The sequence below is a fragment of the Clostridium mucosae genome (genome assembly GCF_024622765.1).
Taxonomy (GTDB): domain Bacteria; phylum Bacillota; class Clostridia; order Clostridiales; family Clostridiaceae; genus Clostridium.
Genome location: NZ_JANKAF010000005.1, coordinates 113,171 through 136,581, shown reverse-complemented (window position 1 = coordinate 136,581; position 23,411 = coordinate 113,171). Strand labels below are relative to the sequence as shown.

Sequence of the window (23,411 nt, the reverse complement as noted above, 5' to 3'; positions counted from 1 at the left end):
GTCTATTCATTTTATTATTATCTATTTATCTTAACATAATTTAACCTTCCGCCAGCCTTTATTACATCAATCTCCTTTTTAGTTAAGTTAATATATACATTAAAGCTAGTTCCATTGGTTATATCTTTTATTCTAGCTTTACCATCAACTAAAGCTCTTTTAATATCACTTATTAAAAGCTCATCTAAAATCCCTACCTTATCATAATCTACTTCTGCTTCAAATTCCATTGGTATAATTCCATTATTTATAAGGTTTGCCTTATGAATTCTTGCAAAAGATTTAGCAATTACAGCTTTTACTCCTAAATATAAAGGTGCCAATGCTGCATGTTCTCTACTTGAGCCTTGTCCATAATTATTACCAGCAACTATTATTCCACCATTGTTTTCTTTAGCCCTCTTTGGAAATTCTTCATCAACTGTATTGAAACAATACTCTGATAGATAAGGTATATTAGATCTAAATGGTAATAATTTTGAATTAGATGGCATTATATGGTCAGTTGTGATATTATCTTCAACCTTAATTAACACTTTTCCTTCAACCTTATCGCCTAACTCTTTATTTACAGGAAAAGGCTTTATATTAGGTCCTCTTACAACTTCTACTTTATCTCCCTCTTCCTCAGGAGCTATAATCATAGAATCATCTATTAGGAATTCTTTTGGCATTTCTATATTAATATCTACATCAATTTCTCTCGGATCTGTAAGAACTCCATTTATCGCTGAAACTGCAGCTGTTTCAGGGCTTACTAAATATACTTTAGCAGATAGTGTTCCACTTCTTCCATAAAAGTTCCTATTAAAGGTTCTTAATGATACTCCATCCGTTCCAGGAGCTTGCCCCATTCCTATGCATGGTCCACAAGAATTTTCTAATATTCTTGCTCCTGCACTTATTATATCTCCTAAAGCTCCATTTCTAGCTATCATCTCCATAACTTGTCTAGAACCAGGTGCTATAACTAAACTTACATCTTTATGCACCTTTTTCCCCTTTAATATTCTAGCTACCTTCATTAAATCTTCATAAGAGGAATTTGTACAACTTCCAATAGCAACTTGATCTATTTTTATTTTTCCGATTGACTCTACTTCTTCAACATTATCTGGACTATGCGGCTTAGCTGCTAAAGGCTTTAAATCACTTAAATTTATTGTAATTTCCTCATCATATACAGCATCTTCATCTGGTTTAAACTCTATCCAATCCTCTTCTCTCCCTTGTGCTTTAAAGTATTCTAATGTTTTTTCATCGCTAGGGAATATAGATGTAGTTGCTCCAAGTTCAGCTCCCATATTAGTAATTGTAGCTCTTTGAGGAACTGAAAGTGTTTTTACTCCATCTCCGCAATATTCAAATATTCTAGAAACACCACCTTTAACTGTTATCATCCTAAGAACTTCAAGTATTATATCCTTAGCTGTAACCATTGGTTTTAATGAACCAATTAAATTAATTTTACATACCTTAGGGGTAGTTATATAATAAGCTCCTCCCCCCATGGCTAATGCTACATCTAATCCACCTGCTCCCATAGCAAGCATTCCAACTCCACCAGCTGTAGGAGTATGACTGTCAGATCCTATAAGAGTATCTCCAGGAACTGAAAATCTTTCCAAAAATACTTGATGGCATATTCCATTACCTGGCCTTGAAAAATAAACACCATATTTTGATGCCACCGTTTGTATGAATTTATGGTCATCAGCATTTTCAAATCCTTGTTGAAGCATATTATGGTCTATGAAGGCTACAGACTTCTTTGTTTTAACTCTATCTATTCCCATTGCTTCTAGTTGCAAATACGCCATTGTTCCTGTAGAGTCTTGTGTTAATGTTCTATCTATTTTAATTCCTATTTCCCTGCCAACTCCTACGCTACCTTCAATCAAGTGATTTTTTAGTATCTTGTAAACTAAGTTGTCCCCCATTAATTTATTGCCCCCTTTTATTTAATTAACTTTCTCTTCATTTATCCTCAAGTACTCTTTATATATTTTAACAAGTTCTTTATCAAATAAACTTCTCTTTAATCTTACTGAAGTAGCTCGTACCATTTCTAATATATCTTGTGCTGAATTAGTATCTAACTCTATTCCATACTCTCTAAATTTATTTATAATTCCAGCTTTACCGGAATGTTTTCCTATAACTATTTGCCTTTCTAACCCAACTATTCCAGGATCAAAAGCTTCATAATTTTTAGGATTTTTTATTGCCCCATCCGCATGTATTCCTGACTCATGCGCAAACATGTTATCTCCTACAATAGCTTTCCATGACGGTAATATTCTACCTGATGCTCTGGATACATATTCTGAAACTTCCCTAAACATAGTAGTATTTATATTACCTTCATAGTTATATACAAACATTAATGCCATTAAAACTTCTTCTAATGCGGCATTTCCTGCTCTTTCTCCTAAACCATTAACAGTTACCCCAACATGAGATGCCCCGCCCATGATTCCTGCAATAGCATTTGCAGTTGCCATTCCAAAATCATTATGAGTATGCATTTCTATATCAAAATTTGTTTGAGAACATAGATATTTTATATCTTCTTTGATTTTAAATGGCTCCATTATTCCTACTGTATCACAATATCTAAACCTATCTGCACCTGCTTGTTTTGCAGCTTCTATAAATTGAATCAAAAATTCTCTATCAGCCCTTGAAGCATCTTCTCCATTTACAGATACATACAAACCATTTTTCTTTGCAAACTCTACGGATTTCACCATATTGTCTAAAACCCATTCTCTAGAAGTTTTAAGTTTATGCTGTATATGAATGTCAGAAACTGATATTGATATTGCCACTGCATCTACTCCACAATCTATTGACTCTTGTATATCTCTTATAACTGCCCTATTCCAAGCCATAATACTTGATTTTTGATTTCTTTTTACAATTTGTTTTATGGCTTCTTTTTCATCTCCACCCATAGTAGGAATCCCTACTTCTAGTTGATCAACCCCAAGTTCACTTAGCATAGATGCTATTTCAATTTTTTCTTCATTTGCAAAAACCACTCCTGCTGTTTGCTCTCCGTCTCTTAAAGTAGTATCTACAATAAAGACTTCTTTGCCATTATTTAAATTTTTAACAGACATAAGCTTCCCCCTTTAATTTTACTTATTACTTATTGCTAATTAATTAACCCCAACTCCAGATAATAATTCATAATTTTTTGAAAATTATTAATAATCATTTTATCATATCCACTAGCTTCAAACAAGTAAAACAAGGTTAATTATTATAAAAATTGCAAGTTTTAAGAAAATTATTTCAAATTTTATGCTCATTATATTTTAATAGCCTAAATAAATACAATAAATTGCAATAAAAATAAAAAATCTTGCATTTATTTAAAGCATAAAAAAAATAGGGTTATTTAAAAACCCTACTTTTTTAATAATTATAAACTTCTATAAAACTCTATAATTATTTTTTTTACTTCCAGAATGAGATATCCTATCTGCTCTTTCTTCAAACTTACCAGGTCCAAACCTTTCATCAAGACTTAAATATCCAGTCACTCTTGAAACCCCTTGAATATCCTCACTTCCGCAATCTGGACACTTTCTCTCACTACTATTTAAATACTTTCCGCAACTCTTACAATATCTTATATGAAAGTTTATTCCTAAGTAACTTATATTTGTGCACTTATATGCATAATTTAATATATCCATTATTGATTCTCCTGATGGAGTATCATCTACTTCTATATAACTTATATGTCCAGCGTTACATAGCTTATGATAAGGAGCTTCAATGTCAATTTTATCTTTTATTGATATAGGATATTTAACTGATATATGGAAACTATTAGTATAATAATCTTTATCAGTTACACCTTTAATAATTCCAAATGATTTTTTATCTTTCTTTATAAATTTTCCAGAAAGTCCTTCTGCTGGTGTAGCATAACAACTCCAATTTAATTTTGTTTCTTCTGTTGCTCTATCAATGAAACTTCTTATATGACTAACAATCTTAAATCCTAACTTTCTAGCTTCATCATCTTCTCCATGATGATGGCCAGTTAATGCAATTAAAGTTTCTGCAAGCCCAATAAATCCTATCCCCCAAGTTCCTTGCTTTAATATAGGTTCTATAGAATCCTCTTGAGATAGACCTTCAGACCCCTTAAGTAAGCCTTGCCCTGCAACAAAAGGTAAATCCTTAACCTTAAGTTTCTTTAATACGTCATATCTATAAAGTAATGATTCCTTTGCTAACTCTAATCTTTTATCTAAGATATCAAAGAAATCATCAATATTTCCTTTTGCTTGAATTCCTATTCTAGGTAAATTCATTGTCACTGGAGCAATATTACCTCTTCCCTTGCATCCTGGTTCTCCATTAATATTTTTCATTAAATAAGTTCTACACCCCATAGTTGCTGGCATATATCCCATATCATAATATTCCTTGTTAAAATCAGCATCTATATTCATAAATGTAGGATTCATCCTCTTAGCTGCAACTCTGCATGCTAATTGATATAAATAATGATATTTATCTTCTGGCTCTCTATTTATTCCCTCTTTAACTCTAAATATTATATTAGGGAATATTGGTTGTTCACCCTTGCCTAATCCCTTCTCATATTCTAATAAGAATATCTCACATATTAATGCTGCATCCTCTGAATTTGGTATACCTAGATTTATAGAACTAAAAGGAACCTGTGAGCCTGCCCTAGAATGCATTGTATTCAAATTATAAACAACACCTTGCATTGCTTGATGTATCTTCTTTTTTAATCTTTCTTCTGCTAATTTTTCTATCTTATCCTTATCTAATCCAAGCTCTTCTAATTCTAACTTTATTTCTTTTCTTGTAAGATCAACAAATACAGCCATATCATTATCAAAGTCAGGATGTGACTGCCCTCCAAACATATCATTTTGACTTGATTGAAGTAATATACAAGAAAGTTCCGCCGCTGTTTCTATCCTTTTAGGGACTTTAATAGTTCCATAACCTGTATTAAATCCTCGTTCTAATATTTCTTTTGTCGGTATGTGTAAACAATTAATGGTTAGATTATAGCTATCTAAATCATGATAATATAAATCTCCATTTTCATGTGCTTTTGCTAGATGTTTTGGCATCATAGCTAAGTTATGCCACTTATTAGACTCTGATGCTATTCTTAATAATTTAGAACTAAAATTATTTCCAACATTAGCATTATCCCTATCAGTTTCTATACCTATCTGTTCAATAGCCCTCATTAAATCTGATTTTATTTCTCTAACCTTAGTTCTCTCTTTTCTATAGCTCGAATATGCAATTTTTATATTTCTATAATTACTATCAATTAAAGATTTTTCAACTAAGTTCTGAATTTCTTCAACTGTTATCTTTTCATTGCCTGTTTCTTCAATATAATTTATTACCTTTTTTACAATATCTAATAATTCAACTTCCTTAAGCTTTTCCCCTATTTCATCCCCTGCTTTTCTTATTGCCGTAGCTATTTTCACTGAATTGAAGGAAACTTCTCTCCCATCTCTTTTTACTACATATAGCACTTAAACTACCCCCGTTACACAATATATTGTATTTATTATAGTATTCATTATACGCTCTAAAAATATTCATTTCAAATTATAATATAACTAGATTTCAATAGATATACTTCCAATACGTGGTATTTTCTTCTATATTTACTTCTTTTTATACTTATCTAAAGTTGACAAATAAAAATTTCTCTTAACAAAACTATATCAATAGTGATATAGTTTTTAATTATCAGTATTGATATATACATTTGCTATGATATAATAAAAATGTATAGATTTTGAAGATTTTGAGATGATAGAATTATATTAAATGATTTGATATTAGGAGGATTTTTATGCAAAAAATAGCATTAATAGTTGATAGCGCGTGTGATTTATCTCTTGAGACACTTAAAGAAAAAAATATTCATTTACTTCCACTTAGAATTGCTTATTCTCATAAAGAATATAGAGATAAGATAGATATATCTGCTGACGAAATTTACAATAACTTAGAAAAAGAAGTTCCTAAAACCTCTTTACCTAGTGCAGAAAATATGGAAGAAATTTTAGTTTCATTAGAAAATGAAGGATATACCCATGTTATTGCTGTAACTATTTCTAGCGGCCTATCAGGAACTTTTAACTCAATAAGATTAGCACTAGAGGATCATCCTAAGCTAACATCTTATGTATTTGATACAAAAATTTTAGCTATGCCTGAGGGTATTGTTGCATTAGAAGTAGCTAATTTAATTAATGACGGAAAAACATTTGAAGAAATAGTATCTGAAATTCCAAAAATAAGAAAACGTATTACTGGATACTTTACGATAAATACATTAGAATACTTAAAAAGAGGCGGAAGAATAGGAAAGATATCTGGTACAATAGGAGAAATGTTGAATTTAAAACCTATTGTAACTGTTGATGAAGAAGGTATCTACTATACTGTATGTAAAGCTAGAGGAAGAAAACAATCAATATTAAAGCTTACAAATATATTAAAGGATGAACTTGCTTTAGGACCTTGTAAAGTTTGGGTACTTCAAGGTGGAGCTCTAGAAGAAGCCAAAAATTTCATGGAATCTCTAAAGGGCTTAGAAAACATAGTTAGTCTTGATATCTCTCAAATAAGCCCTGCTTTAGGAGTACATGGAGGACCAGGGTTACTTGGACTAGCAATTCAAAAGGTTAATTAATATGGATAATTACAACCTTCACCTAAGCAGTATAGAAGATATAAAAGAGGAAGAAAAAAGACTCCATGAAGAATACAAAAGAAAACTTTCAGAATTAAAAAAAATTCAAAAGGAAAAGGAATCCGTTGGTCAAGTATTTACTAAAGGACTATTACCTATATATGTTCTTCATATACTTAGCATTGGTCCTTCAAATGGAAATGACATTGCAAATAAGATAGGTGAGCGTACAAACGGACTTTGGGTTCCTAGTACTGGTGGTATTTATCCTTTACTAAAAAAACTAGAAAAAGATGAATATGTAATTGGTGAATGGGATGATCCTAAAAAGAAATTTCAAAAAGTTTATTCCTTAACTCAAAAGGGAAAAGAAGAATATGAATCTAGGAAGAACCTTTTAAAACCTAAGATAGAAGAAGCATTAAAGGTATTTAAAATAATTTATAAGGACCTTTATAAATAGTTTACTTCTTGTATTATATTCTTTGATTTTGCACAAAATAACATTATCAATATTTAGGTGGTGTTATTTTGAAAGGTAAAATTATTGACTATAATTATTTTGAAGCTTTTGTGGCTTTAGATGATGATACTGTTGTTAAAGTTCCACTTACTCAAGTAAGTGATTATTTAAGTGTTGGTGCAATAGTTAATATTGATTCTAATAACTTGAGCTGTAGCACTAGTAATAAGCCTAAAATGACTCAAGATAAAATAGTAGATTTTTTTTAATAATAAAAAGATGCTTGATATCAAGCATCTTTTTATTATGATACGCTTATTGCATTTACTGGACAACTAGCTTCTGCATCCTTAGCTTCATCTTCTAATTCACTAGGAACATCAGGATTTTTAGCTACAGCCTTCCCATCATCATCCATTTCAAAAATTGATTCACAAATTGATGTACATAATCCACATCCAATACAAGTATCTTTATCTACATGAGCTTCCATACTATAATCTTCCTTTCTATATTAATATCAATAATATTTTACCCATCAATATATATTTTATGTATTTCCTACTAATACAAACCTTCAAAAATTAATGAATATAAATCATTATTTATTACATATTCCTCTGCTATTCCTTGCTCTAAAGCTTCAGTTAAATCTACATTTATAGGAAGTTCTCCAATTAAAGGCACCCCTAAATATTCAGCATGTTCCTCTGCTGACTTCTTACTAAATACTCTCATTTTAGTATCACAACCTGGACAATTTATATAAGACATATTCTCCACAACACCTCTTATTGGTAAAGGCATCTTATTTGCCATTGTTATTACCTTTTTAACTATCATAGATACCATGTCTTGTGGTGTTGAAACAATAATAAGCTCTGTAATAGGGAAGCTTTGCATTACTGTTAAAGTTATATCTGATGTTCCTGGCGGCATGTCTATTAATAAGTAATCCAGTTCTCCCCAAACCGTATCAGTAAATAATTGAGTTAGAACGCTTGTAACTATAGGACCTCTCCAAACAACAGGATCATCTTCTTTTGGTATTAGTAGATTCATTGATAGTACCTTTACTCCACCTTTTGATTCTACTGGATTATATTTAAAATTATTTTCATCAATAGGCTCAATAACCGCTCTTTTATTACTTATACCAAAGAATCTTGGCATTGAAGGACCTGTTATATCAGCATCTAAAACGCCTACCTTATATCCTTTTTTTCTTAATGTACTTGCTAGTATTCCAGTAACTGTAGATTTACCAACTCCACCTTTACCACTTATTATTCCAATTACATTTTTTATTTCACCATACTTCGGTAATAACTTACCACAACCTTGTGCTCCAACAGTATCCTTTGAGCTACATTTATTTTGACTTGGACAAGTTGAACAACCTGACATATCACTTACCTCCTACCAATTTTTCTCTATTTCCTTTGGAATATTATCCTTTGTATAAATCGAAATATTCCATTCCTTAAATTCATTTTCCCCAACTACATAATAATAATACTCTATGTTATTTTTCTTATCTTGCACCGTTATATTGCTCTTATAATTAGTTGAATTATGACCTCTATTTTTGATGTTTATAACAATATCAAAATCATTTTGATTATTATTTACCATCTCTACATTAGGTGTAATCTTTCTAGCTCTCGTAAGAAAATCTTCTATATCTGAAGAAAATATATATTTTAAACAATCTACATCTTCTTGTATATCAATTCCAATCTTATTATTCTCATTATTAAGAGCTTCTTTTTGCAAATTCATAACATCTAATATAGGATTATAATATATGTATTCAAAATCCCTAGGCTTCCTAATTATTGATAAATTTTGAAGAATCCCTTCATCTAATCTTTTAGAAACTGTAAAACTTATATCATCGTTATAAAAGTTTCCATCATAAGCTCCAACTACATAATTAAAAGTTTTAACTTCATCACCAATTTTCACTTCAAAAATATAGTCTGGCTGTAAATCAGATTTTTTTTCACTTACCTTTGCTTTTGATAAAAGGTTATACATGTTTAATATAGCTTTATCATCTGTTACAAGAAATTTGAATGACTTATCCCTAACACTTTGAATACTTATAACGTCTACTTTTCCACTTCCTAAGTAATCAAAATAACCATTGTCACTTCTAAATTTATTTTTTATATTATCTATCATCCCGCAAGATGTTAAGTTAAACGACAGTATTATTACTAATATAGTGATTATATTCTTTATTGGCTTTTTCAATTATATCCTTCCCCCTCTATTAAAAAGTCAATAGTATCCCTACAATAACTTATAGTTAATTAGGAGAAGCATTAGCTTCTCCTAATTATAAATAAATTATAATACTTTAATTCTTTAATAGCAAATCTTATTAAATGATTATTGAAAACTCTTTGATATACTATCAAAGACAACATTTATGCTATTTTTTTCGTTCCCTTTTATATAGGAATATTTAATCATAAGAACTTTTCCCTCTGAGTAATCTCTAAGATAATATTTATTTATAGTATTGTCTTTTTCCTTATTTATAATATGCCAAGTACTATCATCTTCTACTATTTTTATATCATCTTTATTTATAGCTATATCATTACAAATAGTTTCAATATCACCATTTGTTATAGATATATTTCCATAAATATCATTCCCATCATTGAAATTAATATTTATATAACTATTAGAATTATCATCTATTTCCCACCCTACTGGTAGTGAAACTTTATATTTTCCCTCTCTCAACAAATAAACATCAAATTTTTCTATATTATTATTTGAAATTGCAACTTTCCTTATATCATTTATAAATAGATTTTTCATACAGACTATAAGAAACATCAGGAATACCATTAGGGTTATTACATAGATTTTTTTCTTATTCATTTAATATACTCATTAGGATTTATAAGTACACCTTATTATAGTACTCTATTGCATAGGTACTACAACAGTTGAATTTCTGAAATCGTAGAACATTAACCAACATCCCATTCCATCCCTAGTTTCATTACTAATCCAAGTTACAAATCCAGTTTTTCCTTCATAAGGTTGCTCATCCCTATTTTTCTTTCCTGGAATACCATAAACTATATATCTTAGATTTCCATCCTTATCACACTTATATCCAAGCATAAAATGTCCATACTTTCTTATATATGGATAATAATTAAGCATTGGATAATATGCTACTGTATATCTATTATAATTTGACATATTGCACATTTCATGCAAATCATGAACCGGAATTTTATACCACTTACAGTATTTTATTTCTTGATATTCTCCTCTGCAGTGTTCAAATCCATTAGCAATTCCCTCGAAGTATTCTCCGACACTTCCCCTTATTGTAAATACCTTTGGATCCTCTTCCACCATTTCCTCTACTTTTTCTTCTATCTTTTCTTCGTATTCATCAAATTTATTTCTATTATTGCCCCTATTTGATGAATCCATTCCATAATAATTAATGCCTTCAGCTTTATTTTCAAATGGATTTTCTGCAATATCTTTATCAACAAATGGATTATCTTCATTGATAGTTTCTTCTTCATCAATATTACTCTTATCACTATCTCTATTTAATGAATTCATTCCATAATAGTTAAGATCCCCAGTTTTATTATCAAATGGATTTTCTGCAATCTTTTGATTAATAAACGGATTATCTTCGCTAATAATCCCTTCTAAATCAGTAGGTTCTTCTGCAATTTCCTTTTCTTCTTTCGCTTCTTCTAAATATTCTTCATCTTCTACATTTATAGGATCAATATTATCAATTTCCTCTATAATAGGTCTTTCACTTCTAATATCTTCTTCTCTATGTTCATCACAGATCTTTTCTTCTTTCTTCTCTTCATGATGTTTATTTTCGTGATGTTTATTTTCTTCCTTTTTCTTCTTTTCATCTTTCTTAATGTATTCAATCTTATCCTTTATTTTTTCATGAGCAGATTTTACTATCTTGTAATTCTTCCAACTTTCACTTGGTTGTTCTCCATTTATAAATCCACACATTATTATAATTGGAATTCCATCCTTCACCTTAGCTATTGCCGCTCCTGATATCTTATCATAAGATAATCCTAATCCTGCTATATCATCAACAGAATATTCCTTTGTTATTTCTGCTTTGCCACCATCTGAAATAGTGATCTTGCCTAAGTCTACTATTTTCTTAGTATCTTTCTTATTGCATATAGCCATAATGCAATAATCATCATCATTCCTTAGATTTTGAGCATAAAAAGAAATTTTGCATGTATCTCCCCTTGCCTCTATCTTTGAATATCCTGATAAGGTTTTGTCATTAGAATTAGAGTAACCTCTTTCATCTTCTTGTAAAATAATAAAATTTCTATACAACTTATTTAATTGTGACAAACCTCTAGAACCTCCACTTTACATTAATTCAATACATTATATGCATTGCATATCTAAATATGTTAAAAATAAAACTCGTGAGATTATTTGATATTACACCAAATTTCTCACGAGCCTTATTTAAGCTATAAAATAATTTTATAAATTCAAGTTAAGAATTAAAAATACTACATTTTTTCATATATTCTATCTGACAAAGTTGCAAACTCTTCTATAGTTAAAGTTTCCCCTCTTCTTTTTGGATCAATTCCAGCTTCATTAAATGCTAACTCTAAATTTTCTTTACTTAATCCAATATTTTTCACACCATTCCAAAGAGTTTTTCTTCTCATATTAAAAGAATTCCTAATTATATCAAAAAATAATTTTTCATTTTGAACCTTAACTTTCGGTTCACTTAATTTATCTAATCTTATAACTATAGAATCAACTTTTGGCCTTGGTATGAAGCATTGAGGCGGTACTCTTCTAACTATTTTAGTATTACAGTAATATTGAACTAATAATGAAAGAGATCCATAATCTTTATTCCCAGGATCTGCATTCATTCTTTCTGCAACTTCCTTTTGTATCATTATAGTTAATGATTTAAATTTATAACCTTCCTTTAATAACTTAACAATTATAGGTGTGGTAACATAATAAGGTAAATTAGCAACAAGTTTTACACTTTTTTCTTCTCCGATTATATCATTAAAGTTAACCTTTAAAGCATCATTATGTATTAATGTAAATTTAGGATTATCTCCTATTTCTTGATTTAAAATAGGTATAAGATCATTATCCAATTCTATGGCTACTACTTTTTTAGCCTTATTTAATAATTGAGCTGTTAGCGTACCAACTCCTGGTCCTATCTCTATTACTAAATCATTTTCATCTACTTCAGCTCCAGCTACTATATCTCTTGGAACTGAATCATCTATTAAAAAGTTTTGACCTAAACTCTTAGAAAACTTAAAATTATATTTTTTAACTAACTCAGCCGTTTTTACATCTTGTATCTCCATTACTTTTTCACCCCTAAATTTTCTTCTATTTTCTCTATTGCTGCAATAAATTCTTCTTTTGTTATAGAATATTTATTTAATCTACTTAGCATTTGGTTTGCATTACCATACCCTATTCCTAACTCTTTTCCTAAGATTATTCTTCTTCTTTTTGAGTCAACATCGCCCGTAAGTTTAAAATGAAACATATCTTCTGAAGTATATATTTCGTTAACTACTTCTTCTGATATTTTTGCTCTATTTAATGCCTCTATGATAACCTCAGGAGTTGCATTTTCTACACCTATATCGTCACCTTTTATTCCATCTTCTTGAGCTATATATGCATGCTTTATTCCTTTTACTCTTTTTGCTATTATGCTTCTAATCTTTTCTCCTGCAAAATCAGGATCTGTTAAAACTATTACACCTTTTCTTTTTTGAGCCTCTTTTATTCTTTCTATTACTCTAGCATTTATTCCAAATCCACCAACGGCTATAACTTCAGCATCAACAGCTTGTTTAACAGCAGTTATATCATCTCTACCTTCAACAACAATAACCTCTTTTATCAAAATATTTACTTCCTTTCCGTAAATAAAGATATACTTTATTTATTACATCTAAATAATAATTTATCCTTATATTCTTATTATGTCAAATTAATTAGAAAATAAAAGGGTGCTCTAACTTTAGAGCACCCTCTTATTTTACCATTCTCCTGGATAAGCTAAAATATAAACAGGAACGTTATACTTCCTTCCCCAGTCGGTATATGCTTCTGCTTCAGAATTTACATATACATCTATGATATTTCCTTTAATAGCACCACCAGTATCTGCCGCTACAGCCTTTCCATATCCCTCTACATAAACTAAACTTCCTAGAGGAATAACCCTTGGGTCAACCGCTATAGTACTTATGCCATTTGGATCTCTAACAGGTACACTTCCTGTTGCTGTAATCCCACCTCCACTATATGCAGTAGACTCACAATATATTACGCTCTTATAATTTAATAGCTGACCATCTCTACTTGCAAAAGCTTTTCTTGTTCCTTGTGCAATTACTTTATTAACTGGCTCTGCTAATACCTTGGAACTTTTTACAGATCTAGAAAATTCAGCACCATTTTTATAAACTATTTCATAAGTGACTTCCTTTTCTCCTGAAGCTCCATCTTGTCTCACTTCTTCTAGTCCACTATCAAGGTTTTCGTCTGACTCAACTACTACATCAAAATCAATAGCCTCTTTGGCTAACTCTTTTTTAACTTCAACCTTAACAAGGTTAATTTTTAAATCCGATGTAATTTTCGTACTTAATGCAGGAGCTATCTCGTCCAAATTTTCATTAAATTCAATTCCTTGATTCTTAAGTTCTTCTTTTTCTACTTCTAGCATTTCTTCAATAGTATCTTCTGCAGTATCAATTTTTACTTGTTTATCTCCTACAGTCAGTTCTACTGAAACAGCTCTCTTAATAGATATTGTATCTCCTTCAGATACCTTACCATTTAAAGCTGGTTGAACCTTATCTTTAGGGTTAACTTCTACCCCTTTCGTATCCAACAAATCTTTAACAGTCCCCTTATATGTGACAAACGTTTCTTCTTTACCGTCTATTTTCATTGTTACTGTCTTTCTCATGTTTATGAACGTCACTGATAAAACAATAGCAGCTAGTACTACACCTATCAGTATTTTTGCCTTTGGACCGTTAGAAAAGTTGTTTTTCATGTATTCCTTACATTTTTCTACCATCTACTTTACCTCCTTTGGCAAGAGCGTCTTTTGCATTATAATTGAATTAAGCGCTTTTGTCAAATTAAGACCTCCTGCATTAATAAAACTGCGGATAAATGCATCATATGCATACTCAAAATATAAATTATAAATTATAGCAACTTTGCAGCCTTTCATAAAAAGTAGACTTAAGTTTTCTACAATTTCAACATTATGTAATAACAAAACATCAAAATTGTTAAATTTTTGAAATTATTACTTTTTTATTTTACTTTATAAACTATTTCCAATCAACCTCTTAAAATTATCATTTACGGCCAAATTAACTTCTTTAGGCTCTAATTCTTTTATTATAGCTATTTGTTCTATTATATAAGCAATATAGTCCGATTTATTCCTTTTTCCTCTATTTGGTACTGGAGCCATATATGGACAATCTGTTTCGACCAATAATTTTTCTAATGGGACATGCTTAACTACCTCAACTATTTTTTTTGCATTCTTAAAAGTAACTACGCCTGTTATTCCAATATAGTATCCAAGTTTTATACATTCCATAGCAAATTCAGTACTACCTGAAAAACAGTGCACTATTCCATTTACTTTAGGAAATTCCTTCATAATTTCCAATGTATCTCCGTGCGCTTCTCTATCATGTATTACAACAGGAAGGTTTAACTTTTCTGCAAGCTTCATTTGTTGCCTAAAAACTTTCTTTTGTATATCTTTTGATGGATTCTCATCCCAGTAATAATCTAATCCAATTTCCCCAACAGCAATTATCTTTCTATTCTTTTCAATTAAATCTAAAATCTCTTCTTCTACATCATCATTGAATTCATTTGCATTTTCTGGATGTATTCCCAAAGCTCCATAGATAAAATCATTTTCTAAAGTCAATTTATTTGTTTTTGATATACTTTCATAACTAGATGCACAATTTAATATCCCTATAACTCCATTTTCCTTAATTTGCTTAAATACACTTTCTCTATCTTCATCAAAAGCTTCATCATCATAATGAGCATGTGTATCAAATATTACATATTTATTTTCCATATCTATTCCTCCAATTCCCTTCTGAAATTATTATAAATATTATTATATTACAAAAAGCGATATAATACACATTTTATCTTTATCTAATATATATTAGACTTTATAACTAAAAATAGAAAGAGTCTGCTAAAAAATTAAGCAGACTCTCTTATATTGTTTATATACTATTATAAATTATGCTTTTTCCCTGCATTTCCAATGTTATTGGCATGATCTCCAATTCTCTCTAGATTACTTATTAAATCTAAGAATATAACGCTAGATGCTGCAGAACATGATTTTTCATTTAATCTCTTTATATTATTCTCTCTAAACTTTTTCTCTAATTTATCTATTTCATTTTCTATTTGCTCTATTTCCTTTGGAGCTGTTGAATTTTTACTATTATAACTTCCAATAGCAATCTCAATAGCCTTAATAGTTCTATCAAATATTAAAGATAATTCCTCTTTAGCATTATCTCCAAGATGAATGTTCTTGTTCATTTTTTCTAAGGCTAAATCTGCTATATTTTCTGCATGATCGCCAATTCTTTCTATATCATTAATTACGTGATATGTTGAACTAAATAATTTTATGTCTTCTTCTGGTAAATCCAGTTGTGAAAGCTCAACTAAGTAATCAGTTATATCCTTTTCTAATGCATTTATTATTTTTTCATTTTTATATACCTTCTCGGCTGATTCTGTACTATTTTCTGTGAGTGCTTTCATAGCTAACTCTAAATTCTCTTTTGCTTTATTTGCCATTCTTATTGTTTCTTTAAATACTTGTCCATTCGCTACGATAGGAGTTTCTAATAAATTTTTGTCTAAATAAATAGCTCCTTCTTTTTCTATTTCAGAATCACCTGGAAGAATCATGTTAACTATTTTAACTAAATATGCTGATAACGGTAATAATAACACAGTAACAGTAATATTAAATATAGTATGCGCATTAGCAACTTGTCTTGCTACATTTGTTGGATCAGTTGATTCTACCAATCTTATAAATGGATTTATAAATGGTAGGAAAATTAATGCTCCTAATGAGTTAAATAGTAAGTGTATTAATGCAGCTTTTTTTGCAGTTCTATTTGCTCCTAATGATGCTAATATTGCTGTTACACAAGTTCCTATATTACAACCTAATATTACAGGAAATACCAAGTGCATATCTATTGCACCAGTTGTCGCTAAAGCAACTAGAATACCAGTTGTTGCTGATGAACTTTGCACAACAGCTGTCATACCAAGCCCTGCCATTAGACCTAAAATACTATTGTCTGCAACTACAACTACAAAATCTTTAAACCAACTTGCTTCAGCAATTGGTTTCATAGCATCAGCCATTACGCCCATACCCATGAATAAAATCCCAAATCCTAAAGCTATACTTGCTATATCTCTAACTCTTTTCTTCTTTGCTATTAGCATTATTATAGCACCTGCGCCTATGAATAATGGTGCAATTGCATCTAAATCAAAAGATACCATTTGAGCTGTAATAGTTGTTCCTATATTAGCTCCCATTATTACTCCTGCCGCTTGAAATAAGTTCATTAATCCAGCATTTACAAAGCTTACAACCATAACTGTCGTTGCACTGGAACTTTGTATTATCGCAGTAACTAGTGCCCCTACTAAAACTCCTATGTACTTATTGCTCGTTAACTTTTCTAGTATTGATTTAAGGCCCTCACCTGCAGCATTTTCTAGACCATCTCCCATAAGCTTCATGCCATATAAAAATAAGCCTAATCCACCTATTAAACCTGTTAAAATAGCGAACTTGTCCATCAATTATTCTCCTTATAATTTAAATAATTTCAACCGTTAACATAAAATTAATATTTTGTTAACAAAATTACTATACAACTAATAGCTAAAATTGTAAATATTAAATAGCATGTAAAGTTATCCTTATTTTGAAATTTATCTAGTTATTTTAAGAAGAATATTTATATTGTATTCACAGTTTATTTATTTTTTTGTCACACTATTGTCATATTATTAATGTATTATAATAACTGTAAAGTAGTTAAAGCATTATTATTTACCCCTAAAACCATCTAATGGTCCCTAGATTAAATTATTCCCCAAAGTGATTTAATCTAGGGTTTTTCTATAATTAATATTAAAACTTCTCTTCTTTTAGTCTTTTAACTTCTTCAGAAGCCCTTTTTTTGTCAAGTTTTTTAAATAATATTTCTAAATTTAAAATTTCTCCACTCTGCTTTTCTACATAGCTCCATATAGGCTCTTCTAAACTTAAAGATTCTCTTATCTTGTTGCAAGTATAAGGTATAAAAGGTTCTAATAAGTTGGATAAATTTACAACTGACTGTATGCACTCATAAACCTTATTTTTAATTTCTTTGTTACTCTTTTCTGATCTTGTCTTTAATAATTCATTTTCAATATATTTATTCATTTTTTTCACATAAGACATAATATCTAAAATTGCATTTTTAAACTTTCCTTCTTCTATATTATCTCCTACATCAAAATATAAATTTAGTATTTCATTTTTGAAATCATTTGATATATTTCCATCAGGTATCTTCGAATCATAATTTTCATTTATATAATCAATTGTTTTATTAACAAAATTACTTAATGAACTAACCAAATCTCTATTTACTACATTTATAAAATCTCTCCAAGTAAAATCAGTATCCTTTACTTCTGGAGAATTCAATGCTAAGTAATATCTAAATTCATCAACATCATAATTATCAACTATATAGTCACCCCATATAGCCCAATTTTTAACTGACGAAAAATTTTTTCCTTCTAATTTCATATATTCGCTTGATATAACTCTCAAATTAGGATTTTTTATTCCAATTCCCGCTAATATAGCTGGAAATATTACAGTATGGAAAGGAATATTATCTTTACCATGAACAAAGTAAACCCTTGAGTCCTCTCCCTGCCAATATTCTCTCCAATCTTTATTTCTTTCTTCTAAGCACTTCATACTAGCTGTTAAATACCCCATTACAGCTTCAATCCAAACGAATATTTTTTTATCATCATATCCTTCTAAAGGAACATCTACTCCCCAATTAAAATCTCTTGTAACCGCTCTATCTCTTAATCCTTCATCTAAATATCTCTTTACTATTTTTTGAGCATTTTCTCTCCAACCCTTTTGCCTAATTAAAAGTCTTCTAACGTCATTCTCAAAACTTGAAAGTGAGAAAAATAAATGTTTTGTTTCTTTTAATATTGTTTCATTTCCGCAAAGCTTACATCTTCTATCTAAAAGTTCTTCTGAATCTATTACCTCCAAGCAGTTTTCACATTGATCTCCTGAGGCAATCTCTCCACAATGTGGACACTTTCCTTCTATATACCTGTCTGATAAAAATTCATTGCAATTTTCACAATACGTTTGCTCGATTTCCTTTTCATATATATACTCCTTATTATATAATTCAAGGATAAATGCCTTAACCTTTTCTTCGTGATAATCAGAATGAGTCTTCTCAAACACATCGAAAGAGAATCCTAAACTATCAAAACATCTCTTAAACTTATCATGATATTTAATAGTTGCTTCTAATGGTGTTATCCCCTCTTCCTTTGCTTTCATAGTTACTGGAGTACCATGACAATCTGTTCCTGATAAAAATACAACTTCATCTCCCATAAGTCTATGATATCTGGCAATTATATCACCTGGAAGTAATACTGCAATTCTTCCTAAATGTAATGGACCATTTGCATAAGGCCATGCGTTTCCAACAATTATATTCATAAAAACCCCCTTATATTTAATTGACAATTTATAATGCACAATTGATAATTATGGAGAAAACTCAGCTAATAGCTGAGTTTTTGTAATAAATATATTATTAGAAATTTCTCCTTTTGGAGAAATTTCATCCAAAATTGTCCATTGTCAATTATCCATTATTCATTCTTTAATTATCTAACTACGCTTCCTGTTGGTAGTTCTCCTGGATTTACTAATTTTAGTAAGCTATCATCATCTGTTGATGCTGCTAATATCATACCTTGTGATAATTCTCCTCTTAATGTCACAGGTTTTAGGTTTGCTACTAATACTACATATTTACCAACTAGTTCTTCTGGTTTGTAGTATTGTGCAATTCCTGAAACTACCTGTCTTTCTTCTCCATTTAAATCTACCTTTAGTTTTAATAACTTTTTAGCTTTCTTTATAGGCTCACATTCTAATACTTTTACTACTCTTAAATCTATTTTCTCGAAGTCCTCTATAGTTATTTCTTCTTTAATTGGAGTTATTTCTCTTTTTTCTTCTTTTTTATTAGCTGCTAATTGTGCTTCTCTTAATGCATCTAACTCTGCTAATTTTTTATCTACATCTATTCTTGGGAATAAAGCTTCACCTTTTTGAACCTTAGTTCCAACTATTGTTCCATTAAAATTATCTAATGATTCAAATGTAGTATTGCTCGCATTTATTTGCTCATTAATTTTCTTACTTGTATCTGGTAAGAATGCAGATAGTAAAACTGATGAGAATCTTAAACTTTCTACTAAGTTATATAAAACTGTTCCAAGTCTTTCTTTCTTTTCTTCATCCTTAGCTAATATCCAAGGAGTTGTTTCATCTATATATTTATTAGCTCTACCTATTAATTCAAATATATGCTCTAATGCTTCTGGGATTCTTAAATCATCTATAGCCTTATTAACTTTCTTTGGAGTTTCTAATGCTAAGCTTATTAATTCATCATCTATAGCTTCTTTTACATTATTATTTGGAATTACTCCATCAAAATATTTTTCAATCATAGCTACAGTTCTTGATAAAAGATTTCCTAAATCATTACATAAATCTGAATTTATCTTCTTTATAAATATCTCATTATTAAATAATCCATCTGAGCCAAATGGTATTTCTCTTAATAGATAATATCTAACTGCATCAACACCAAAGTTTTCAACTAAAGTTACTGGGTCAACCACGTTACCTTTAGATTTAGACATCTTTCCGCCATCAACAAGTAACCATCCATGTCCGAATACTTGCTTTGGTAACGGTAAATCTAATGCCATTAACATAATTGGCCAATAGATAGTATGGAATCTTAAAATATCCTTACCTATTAAATGTACGTCTGCTGGCCAATACTTATCATATAAATCTGTATTATCACTACCATATCCTAATGCTGTTATATAGTTTGAAAGTGCATCTATCCAGACATAAACAACATGGTTTTCATCAAAAGTTACAGGAACTCCCCAGTTAAAACTAGTTCTTGATACGCAAAGATCTTGTAAGCCTGGCTTTAAGAAATTATTAACCATTTCATTTTTTCTTGATTCTGGTTGTATAAAATCTGGATGTGCTTCAATATACTCCATTAACTTATCAGCATAATTACTCATCTTAAAGAAGTAAGCTTCTTCCTTTGATTTTTCTACTGGTCTACCACAATCTGGACAATTACCATTAACTAATTGAGTTTCTGTCCAGAAAGATTCACACGGAGTACAGTATAAACCTTCATATGATGATTTATAAATATCTCCTTTGTCATATAATTTTTTAAATATATCTTGAACAGCTTTTATATGATAATCATCAGTTGTTCTGATAAATTTATCATAGCTAATATTCATCATCTTCCATAAGTCTTTTATTCCTGATACTATTTCATCTACGTGTTCCTTTGGTGTTATTCCCTTTTCTTCTGCTATTCTTTGTATCTTTTGACCATGTTCATCTGTTCCAGTCAAAAACATTACATCATATCCTGTTAATCTCTTATATCTTGCAAGAGCATCTGCTGCTACAGTTGTATAAGTGTTTCCAATATGAAGTTTAGTTGATGGATAATAAATTGGTGTAGTTATATAATATGTCTTCTTACACATACCATTTTTCCTCCCTAACATTGTTATCTTCTTTATAATAAAAAAATCTCTATATAGGTATATTAAGACCTATATAGAGACGTATTATACGTGTTACCACTCTAATTCATACTTATTTCACAATAAATATCTCAATAGGTGAATTTAATCACCCTGCAATATAACGGTTGCTCCCGTATTTCTCTAACATTTATAGCTCAAGAAATATGCTCCAAGTCCATCTTCATAAAGATTCTTGTCGCTAGCTTTCACCTTACCTAGCTCTCTTTAAGACATTCTTTCTTTACTACTCTTCTTTTCATCGCATTTTTTATTTATTATTATGATATTCTATATTAAAAATACTGTCAATTCTTTTTAATACATCATTATTTATCAAATTTCTTTTTTATTAGATTATCTATCATTGTCCTTGATAATAAGACCATAAATAAACTAAATAGCAATATAAATGTAAAGGTGTTTTCACCAATTATAAATAATAATATTGCATTAAAAATAAATACCCCTGTACCTACAGCTCCATATATTTTAGCTGCTAATTTATTTGAATACTCCCATGAATATTTATCCTTTAATGAATACTTATTTTTATATCCAATTTTCGTATCTGGATATTTAGTAGAACTCGCTTCAAATAGTCCCCCTAAAATAAACATCCCTAATGGAATTATTTCTACTATTAATAAATAAAGCCAAAAACTCATATAATCAATCCTTATTAAACATATTTGTAATATTTATATTTTATAATATCAATAACTGCATCTGCAATATATATTTATAAGTATGTGGTTACTATTTATTTATATTTAGTAACTACATACTTATAAATATAATTGTTACTCTAAAGACACTTACACTTTTTTACATAATCCCATCAACCCAAGTTATATTTCCATGCTAATTTTGTATAATCTATATGATATAATATGTATAAGGGATTGGGATTGGAGTTGATACTATGGAAAAATTTGAATTACCTCATCTAGGTTCTAGAAATATTAAAACAGGACTTTCAGTTTTAATTTGCCTTATATTTTGGCCAAATTCTCTTTTTGCCGCAATAGCAGCTGTAATCTGTATGCAAGATACAGTAGAAAATTCAGTTAAAATTGGCCTTAATAGATTGATAGGTACTTTACTTGGTGGTATATTAGGAGTTTTATTACTTTTCACAATTAACAAATTAAATTTAACATCATTTGCAACAGTAATAACTGCTTTAGGTGTATCACTAATAATTTATATTTGTAATATTATAAAAAAGCCTGCTGCGTGTTCTATTGCTTCTATTGTATTGATTGGGATACTTATTTCTCATAGATATGATGATCCATTAATGTATTCCATTAGAAGAACTGTAGAAACAGCATTTGGAATAATAATTGCTCTAATTATTAACAAATATATTCATCCACCAAAAAGTAAAAAACAAAAGACAAATGAAAAATTAGAAAATGTAAATAATAAATAAAATAAATATATTTACAAAAGATTAAGGAGAAAATAATATGAATTTCATGATTCCTAAAGTTGGACTTAGAACCATAAAAACTGCAGTTTCAGTATTTCTGTGCTTATTACTATTTCCTAATGAGCCTTTCTTCGCTTGTTTAACTGCTGTTATCTGTGTACAAGATACAGTTGCAAACTCAGTTAAAATGGCAATAAACAGAGGCCTTGGAACAATAGTTGGAGCAATTATAGGATTATTATTTTTAATTATTTGTAGATACTTCAAATTTAATATTGAATTCATGACTTTAAGTAAGATATTAATTTATATATCTATATCTATCGGTATCATAGTAGTTATCTATTCTTGTAACTTACTAAAAAAGCCTGGAGCAATTAATGTATCATGCATTGCATTTCTTGGAGTAACTACTATTCACGCTTTCACAGACCCATTCTATTATGCAGTTAATAGAATAATAGAAACTCTTTTTGGTATTCTAATAGCTTTACTTGTTAATAAGTTTATCTTACCACCTAAGGAGTAACTTCTTATGATAAGAAAACTTGGTTGTAGCAAAATAAATTTTGATATTAACCAGTAAAAATGGAAGTTCTAATTCGAGCCTCCATTTTGCGCATATATAATATACACCAAAATTTCTATTTAAATTTAAAAACATCTTTAATTAAGTAAAATTAACGGTT

At 29.5% G+C, this 23,411-nt stretch carries 21 protein-coding genes and 1 other annotated feature; of the genes, 5 read left to right on the top strand and 16 right to left on the bottom strand.

Annotated features, from left to right (window positions below; all coding sequences use genetic code 11):
* Positions 1-17: 17 nt before the first annotated feature.
* From NSA50_RS08210 to nrdD, 3 genes are all read right to left on the bottom strand, one after another.
* On the bottom strand, positions 18-1,940 hold the full coding sequence (locus tag NSA50_RS08210; protein ID WP_257444369.1) for an aconitate hydratase: 1,923 nt from the start codon (positions 1,938-1,940) through the stop codon (positions 18-20).
* A gap of 21 nt (positions 1,941-1,961) precedes the next feature.
* On the bottom strand, positions 1,962-3,125 hold the full coding sequence (gene nifV, locus NSA50_RS08205; RefSeq protein WP_195263839.1) for a homocitrate synthase: 1,164 nt from the start codon (positions 3,123-3,125) through the stop codon (positions 1,962-1,964).
* Positions 3,126-3,440: 315 nt separating this feature from the next.
* Positions 3,441-5,558 carry an anaerobic ribonucleoside-triphosphate reductase gene (nrdD, locus tag NSA50_RS08200; RefSeq protein WP_257444368.1) on the bottom strand — a complete coding sequence of 706 codons (2,118 nt, stop codon included), beginning with the start codon at positions 5,556-5,558 and terminating at the stop codon, positions 3,441-3,443.
* 326 nt (positions 5,559-5,884) lie between these two features.
* On the opposite strand from nrdD, the gene NSA50_RS08195 reads away from it, so the two are divergent.
* The 3 genes from NSA50_RS08195 to NSA50_RS08185 all read left to right on the top strand — a co-directional run bounded on the left by NSA50_RS08195 (position 5,885) and on the right by NSA50_RS08185 (position 7,462).
* Entirely contained in the window at positions 5,885-6,730 is an 846-nt protein-coding gene (locus tag NSA50_RS08195) for a DegV family protein (protein ID WP_195263841.1), read from the top strand.
* A gap of 1 nt (position 6,731) precedes the next feature.
* On the top strand, positions 6,732-7,193 hold the full coding sequence (locus tag NSA50_RS08190; RefSeq protein WP_257444367.1) for a PadR family transcriptional regulator: 462 nt from the start codon (positions 6,732-6,734) through the stop codon (positions 7,191-7,193).
* A gap of 68 nt (positions 7,194-7,261) precedes the next feature.
* The gene (locus NSA50_RS08185) at positions 7,262-7,462 is read left to right on the top strand and encodes a hypothetical protein (protein ID WP_195263843.1); all 201 of its coding nucleotides are present in this window, start codon (positions 7,262-7,264) and stop codon (positions 7,460-7,462) included.
* 35 nt (positions 7,463-7,497) lie between these two features.
* Here the strand turns inward: NSA50_RS08185 and NSA50_RS08180 are convergent, their stop codons facing one another.
* The 13 genes from NSA50_RS08180 to NSA50_RS08120 all read right to left on the bottom strand — a co-directional run bounded on the left by NSA50_RS08180 (position 7,498) and on the right by NSA50_RS08120 (position 21,952).
* Positions 7,498-7,686 (bottom strand): ferredoxin, encoded by a 189-nt coding sequence (locus NSA50_RS08180; RefSeq protein WP_008681536.1) that lies wholly within the window; start codon positions 7,684-7,686, stop codon positions 7,498-7,500.
* Positions 7,687-7,757: 71 nt separating this feature from the next.
* Positions 7,758-8,600: an Mrp/NBP35 family ATP-binding protein gene (locus tag NSA50_RS08175; RefSeq protein WP_195263844.1), complete on the bottom strand. Its 843-nt coding sequence runs from the start codon at positions 8,598-8,600 to the stop codon at positions 7,758-7,760.
* 12 nt (positions 8,601-8,612) lie between these two features.
* Positions 8,613-9,452 (bottom strand): hypothetical protein, encoded by an 840-nt coding sequence (locus NSA50_RS08170; RefSeq protein ID WP_195263845.1) that lies wholly within the window; start codon positions 9,450-9,452, stop codon positions 8,613-8,615.
* Between the two features lie 138 nt (positions 9,453-9,590).
* Entirely contained in the window at positions 9,591-10,031 is a 441-nt protein-coding gene (locus NSA50_RS08165; RefSeq protein WP_243242076.1) for a hypothetical protein, read from the bottom strand.
* A 108-nt stretch (positions 10,032-10,139) separates the two neighbouring features.
* On the bottom strand, positions 10,140-11,591 hold the full coding sequence (locus NSA50_RS08160; RefSeq protein ID WP_257444365.1) for a DUF7922 domain-containing protein: 1,452 nt from the start codon (positions 11,589-11,591) through the stop codon (positions 10,140-10,142).
* A gap of 167 nt (positions 11,592-11,758) precedes the next feature.
* Positions 11,759-12,601 (bottom strand): 16S rRNA (adenine(1518)-N(6)/adenine(1519)-N(6))-dimethyltransferase RsmA, encoded by an 843-nt coding sequence (gene rsmA / locus NSA50_RS08155; protein WP_195263848.1) that lies wholly within the window; start codon positions 12,599-12,601, stop codon positions 11,759-11,761.
* A complete protein-coding gene (rnmV, locus tag NSA50_RS08150) occupies positions 12,601-13,155 on the bottom strand; it encodes a ribonuclease M5 (protein WP_195429621.1) in 555 nt (184 codons plus the stop codon). The genes rsmA and rnmV overlap by 1 nt, the downstream gene beginning before the upstream one ends.
* Positions 13,156-13,290: 135 nt before the next feature.
* Positions 13,291-14,343, bottom strand: a complete 1,053-nt coding sequence (locus NSA50_RS08145) for a G5 and 3D domain-containing protein (RefSeq protein WP_257444362.1) — start codon at positions 14,341-14,343, stop codon at positions 13,291-13,293.
* A 255-nt stretch (positions 14,344-14,598) separates the two neighbouring features.
* On the bottom strand, positions 14,599-15,384 hold the full coding sequence (locus NSA50_RS08140; RefSeq protein ID WP_195263851.1) for a TatD family hydrolase: 786 nt from the start codon (positions 15,382-15,384) through the stop codon (positions 14,599-14,601).
* A gap of 167 nt (positions 15,385-15,551) precedes the next feature.
* Positions 15,552-17,165, bottom strand: coding sequence for a Na/Pi cotransporter family protein (locus NSA50_RS08135; protein ID WP_257444359.1), 1,614 nt, complete (start codon positions 17,163-17,165; stop codon positions 15,552-15,554).
* 337 nt (positions 17,166-17,502) lie between these two features.
* Positions 17,503-19,131, bottom strand: coding sequence for a methionine--tRNA ligase (metG, locus tag NSA50_RS08130; protein ID WP_257444357.1), 1,629 nt, complete (start codon positions 19,129-19,131; stop codon positions 17,503-17,505).
* Between the two features lie 170 nt (positions 19,132-19,301).
* Positions 19,302-21,245 (bottom strand): methionine--tRNA ligase, encoded by a 1,944-nt coding sequence (gene metG / locus NSA50_RS08125; protein WP_195429624.1) that lies wholly within the window; start codon positions 21,243-21,245, stop codon positions 19,302-19,304.
* 72 nt (positions 21,246-21,317) lie between these two features.
* Positions 21,318-21,556 (bottom strand) — a binding site (T-box leader).
* A 57-nt stretch (positions 21,557-21,613) separates the two neighbouring features.
* Positions 21,614-21,952, bottom strand: a complete 339-nt coding sequence (locus tag NSA50_RS08120) for an SdpI family protein (RefSeq protein WP_257444354.1) — start codon at positions 21,950-21,952, stop codon at positions 21,614-21,616.
* A gap of 257 nt (positions 21,953-22,209) precedes the next feature.
* Between NSA50_RS08120 and NSA50_RS08115 the strand changes: the two genes are divergently transcribed.
* Both NSA50_RS08115 and NSA50_RS08110 read left to right on the top strand, forming a co-directional pair.
* On the top strand, positions 22,210-22,722 hold the full coding sequence (locus NSA50_RS08115; protein ID WP_257444352.1) for an FUSC family protein: 513 nt from the start codon (positions 22,210-22,212) through the stop codon (positions 22,720-22,722).
* A gap of 37 nt (positions 22,723-22,759) precedes the next feature.
* Positions 22,760-23,251 (top strand): FUSC family protein, encoded by a 492-nt coding sequence (locus NSA50_RS08110; protein ID WP_195263857.1) that lies wholly within the window; start codon positions 22,760-22,762, stop codon positions 23,249-23,251.
* Positions 23,252-23,411 lie beyond the last annotated feature (160 nt).

Excerpts from the sequence above, each read along its gene's own strand:
- NSA50_RS08210 (WP_257444369.1), bottom strand. The coding sequence starts at position 1,940 with ATGGGGGACAACTTAGTTTACAAGATACTAAAAAATCACTTGATTGAA.
- nifV (WP_195263839.1), bottom strand. The coding sequence starts at position 3,125 with ATGTCTGTTAAAAATTTAAATAATGGCAAAGAAGTCTTTATTGTAGAT.
- NSA50_RS08195 (WP_195263841.1), top strand. The coding sequence starts at position 5,885 with ATGCAAAAAATAGCATTAATAGTTGATAGCGCGTGTGATTTATCTCTT.
- NSA50_RS08190 (WP_257444367.1), top strand. The coding sequence starts at position 6,732 with ATGGATAATTACAACCTTCACCTAAGCAGTATAGAAGATATAAAAGAG.
- NSA50_RS08180 (WP_008681536.1), bottom strand. The coding sequence starts at position 7,686 with ATGGAAGCTCATGTAGATAAAGATACTTGTATTGGATGTGGATTATGT.
- NSA50_RS08175 (WP_195263844.1), bottom strand. The coding sequence starts at position 8,600 with ATGTCAGGTTGTTCAACTTGTCCAAGTCAAAATAAATGTAGCTCAAAG.
- NSA50_RS08165 (WP_243242076.1), bottom strand. The coding sequence starts at position 10,031 with ATGAAAAATCTATTTATAAATGATATAAGGAAAGTTGCAATTTCAAAT.
- rsmA (WP_195263848.1), bottom strand. The coding sequence starts at position 12,601 with ATGGAGATACAAGATGTAAAAACGGCTGAGTTAGTTAAAAAATATAAT.
- NSA50_RS08145 (WP_257444362.1), bottom strand. The coding sequence starts at position 14,343 with ATGGTAGAAAAATGTAAGGAATACATGAAAAACAACTTTTCTAACGGT.
- NSA50_RS08140 (WP_195263851.1), bottom strand. The coding sequence starts at position 15,384 with ATGGAAAATAAATATGTAATATTTGATACACATGCTCATTATGATGAT.
- NSA50_RS08135 (WP_257444359.1), bottom strand. The coding sequence starts at position 17,165 with ATGGACAAGTTCGCTATTTTAACAGGTTTAATAGGTGGATTAGGCTTA.
- metG (WP_257444357.1), bottom strand. The coding sequence starts at position 19,131 with ATGAATATAATTGTTGGAAACGCATGGCCTTATGCAAATGGTCCATTA.
- metG (WP_195429624.1), bottom strand. The coding sequence starts at position 21,245 with ATGTGTAAGAAGACATATTATATAACTACACCAATTTATTATCCATCA.
- NSA50_RS08120 (WP_257444354.1), bottom strand. The coding sequence starts at position 21,952 with ATGAGTTTTTGGCTTTATTTATTAATAGTAGAAATAATTCCATTAGGG.
- NSA50_RS08115 (WP_257444352.1), top strand. The coding sequence starts at position 22,210 with ATGGAAAAATTTGAATTACCTCATCTAGGTTCTAGAAATATTAAAACA.
- NSA50_RS08110 (WP_195263857.1), top strand. The coding sequence starts at position 22,760 with ATGAATTTCATGATTCCTAAAGTTGGACTTAGAACCATAAAAACTGCA.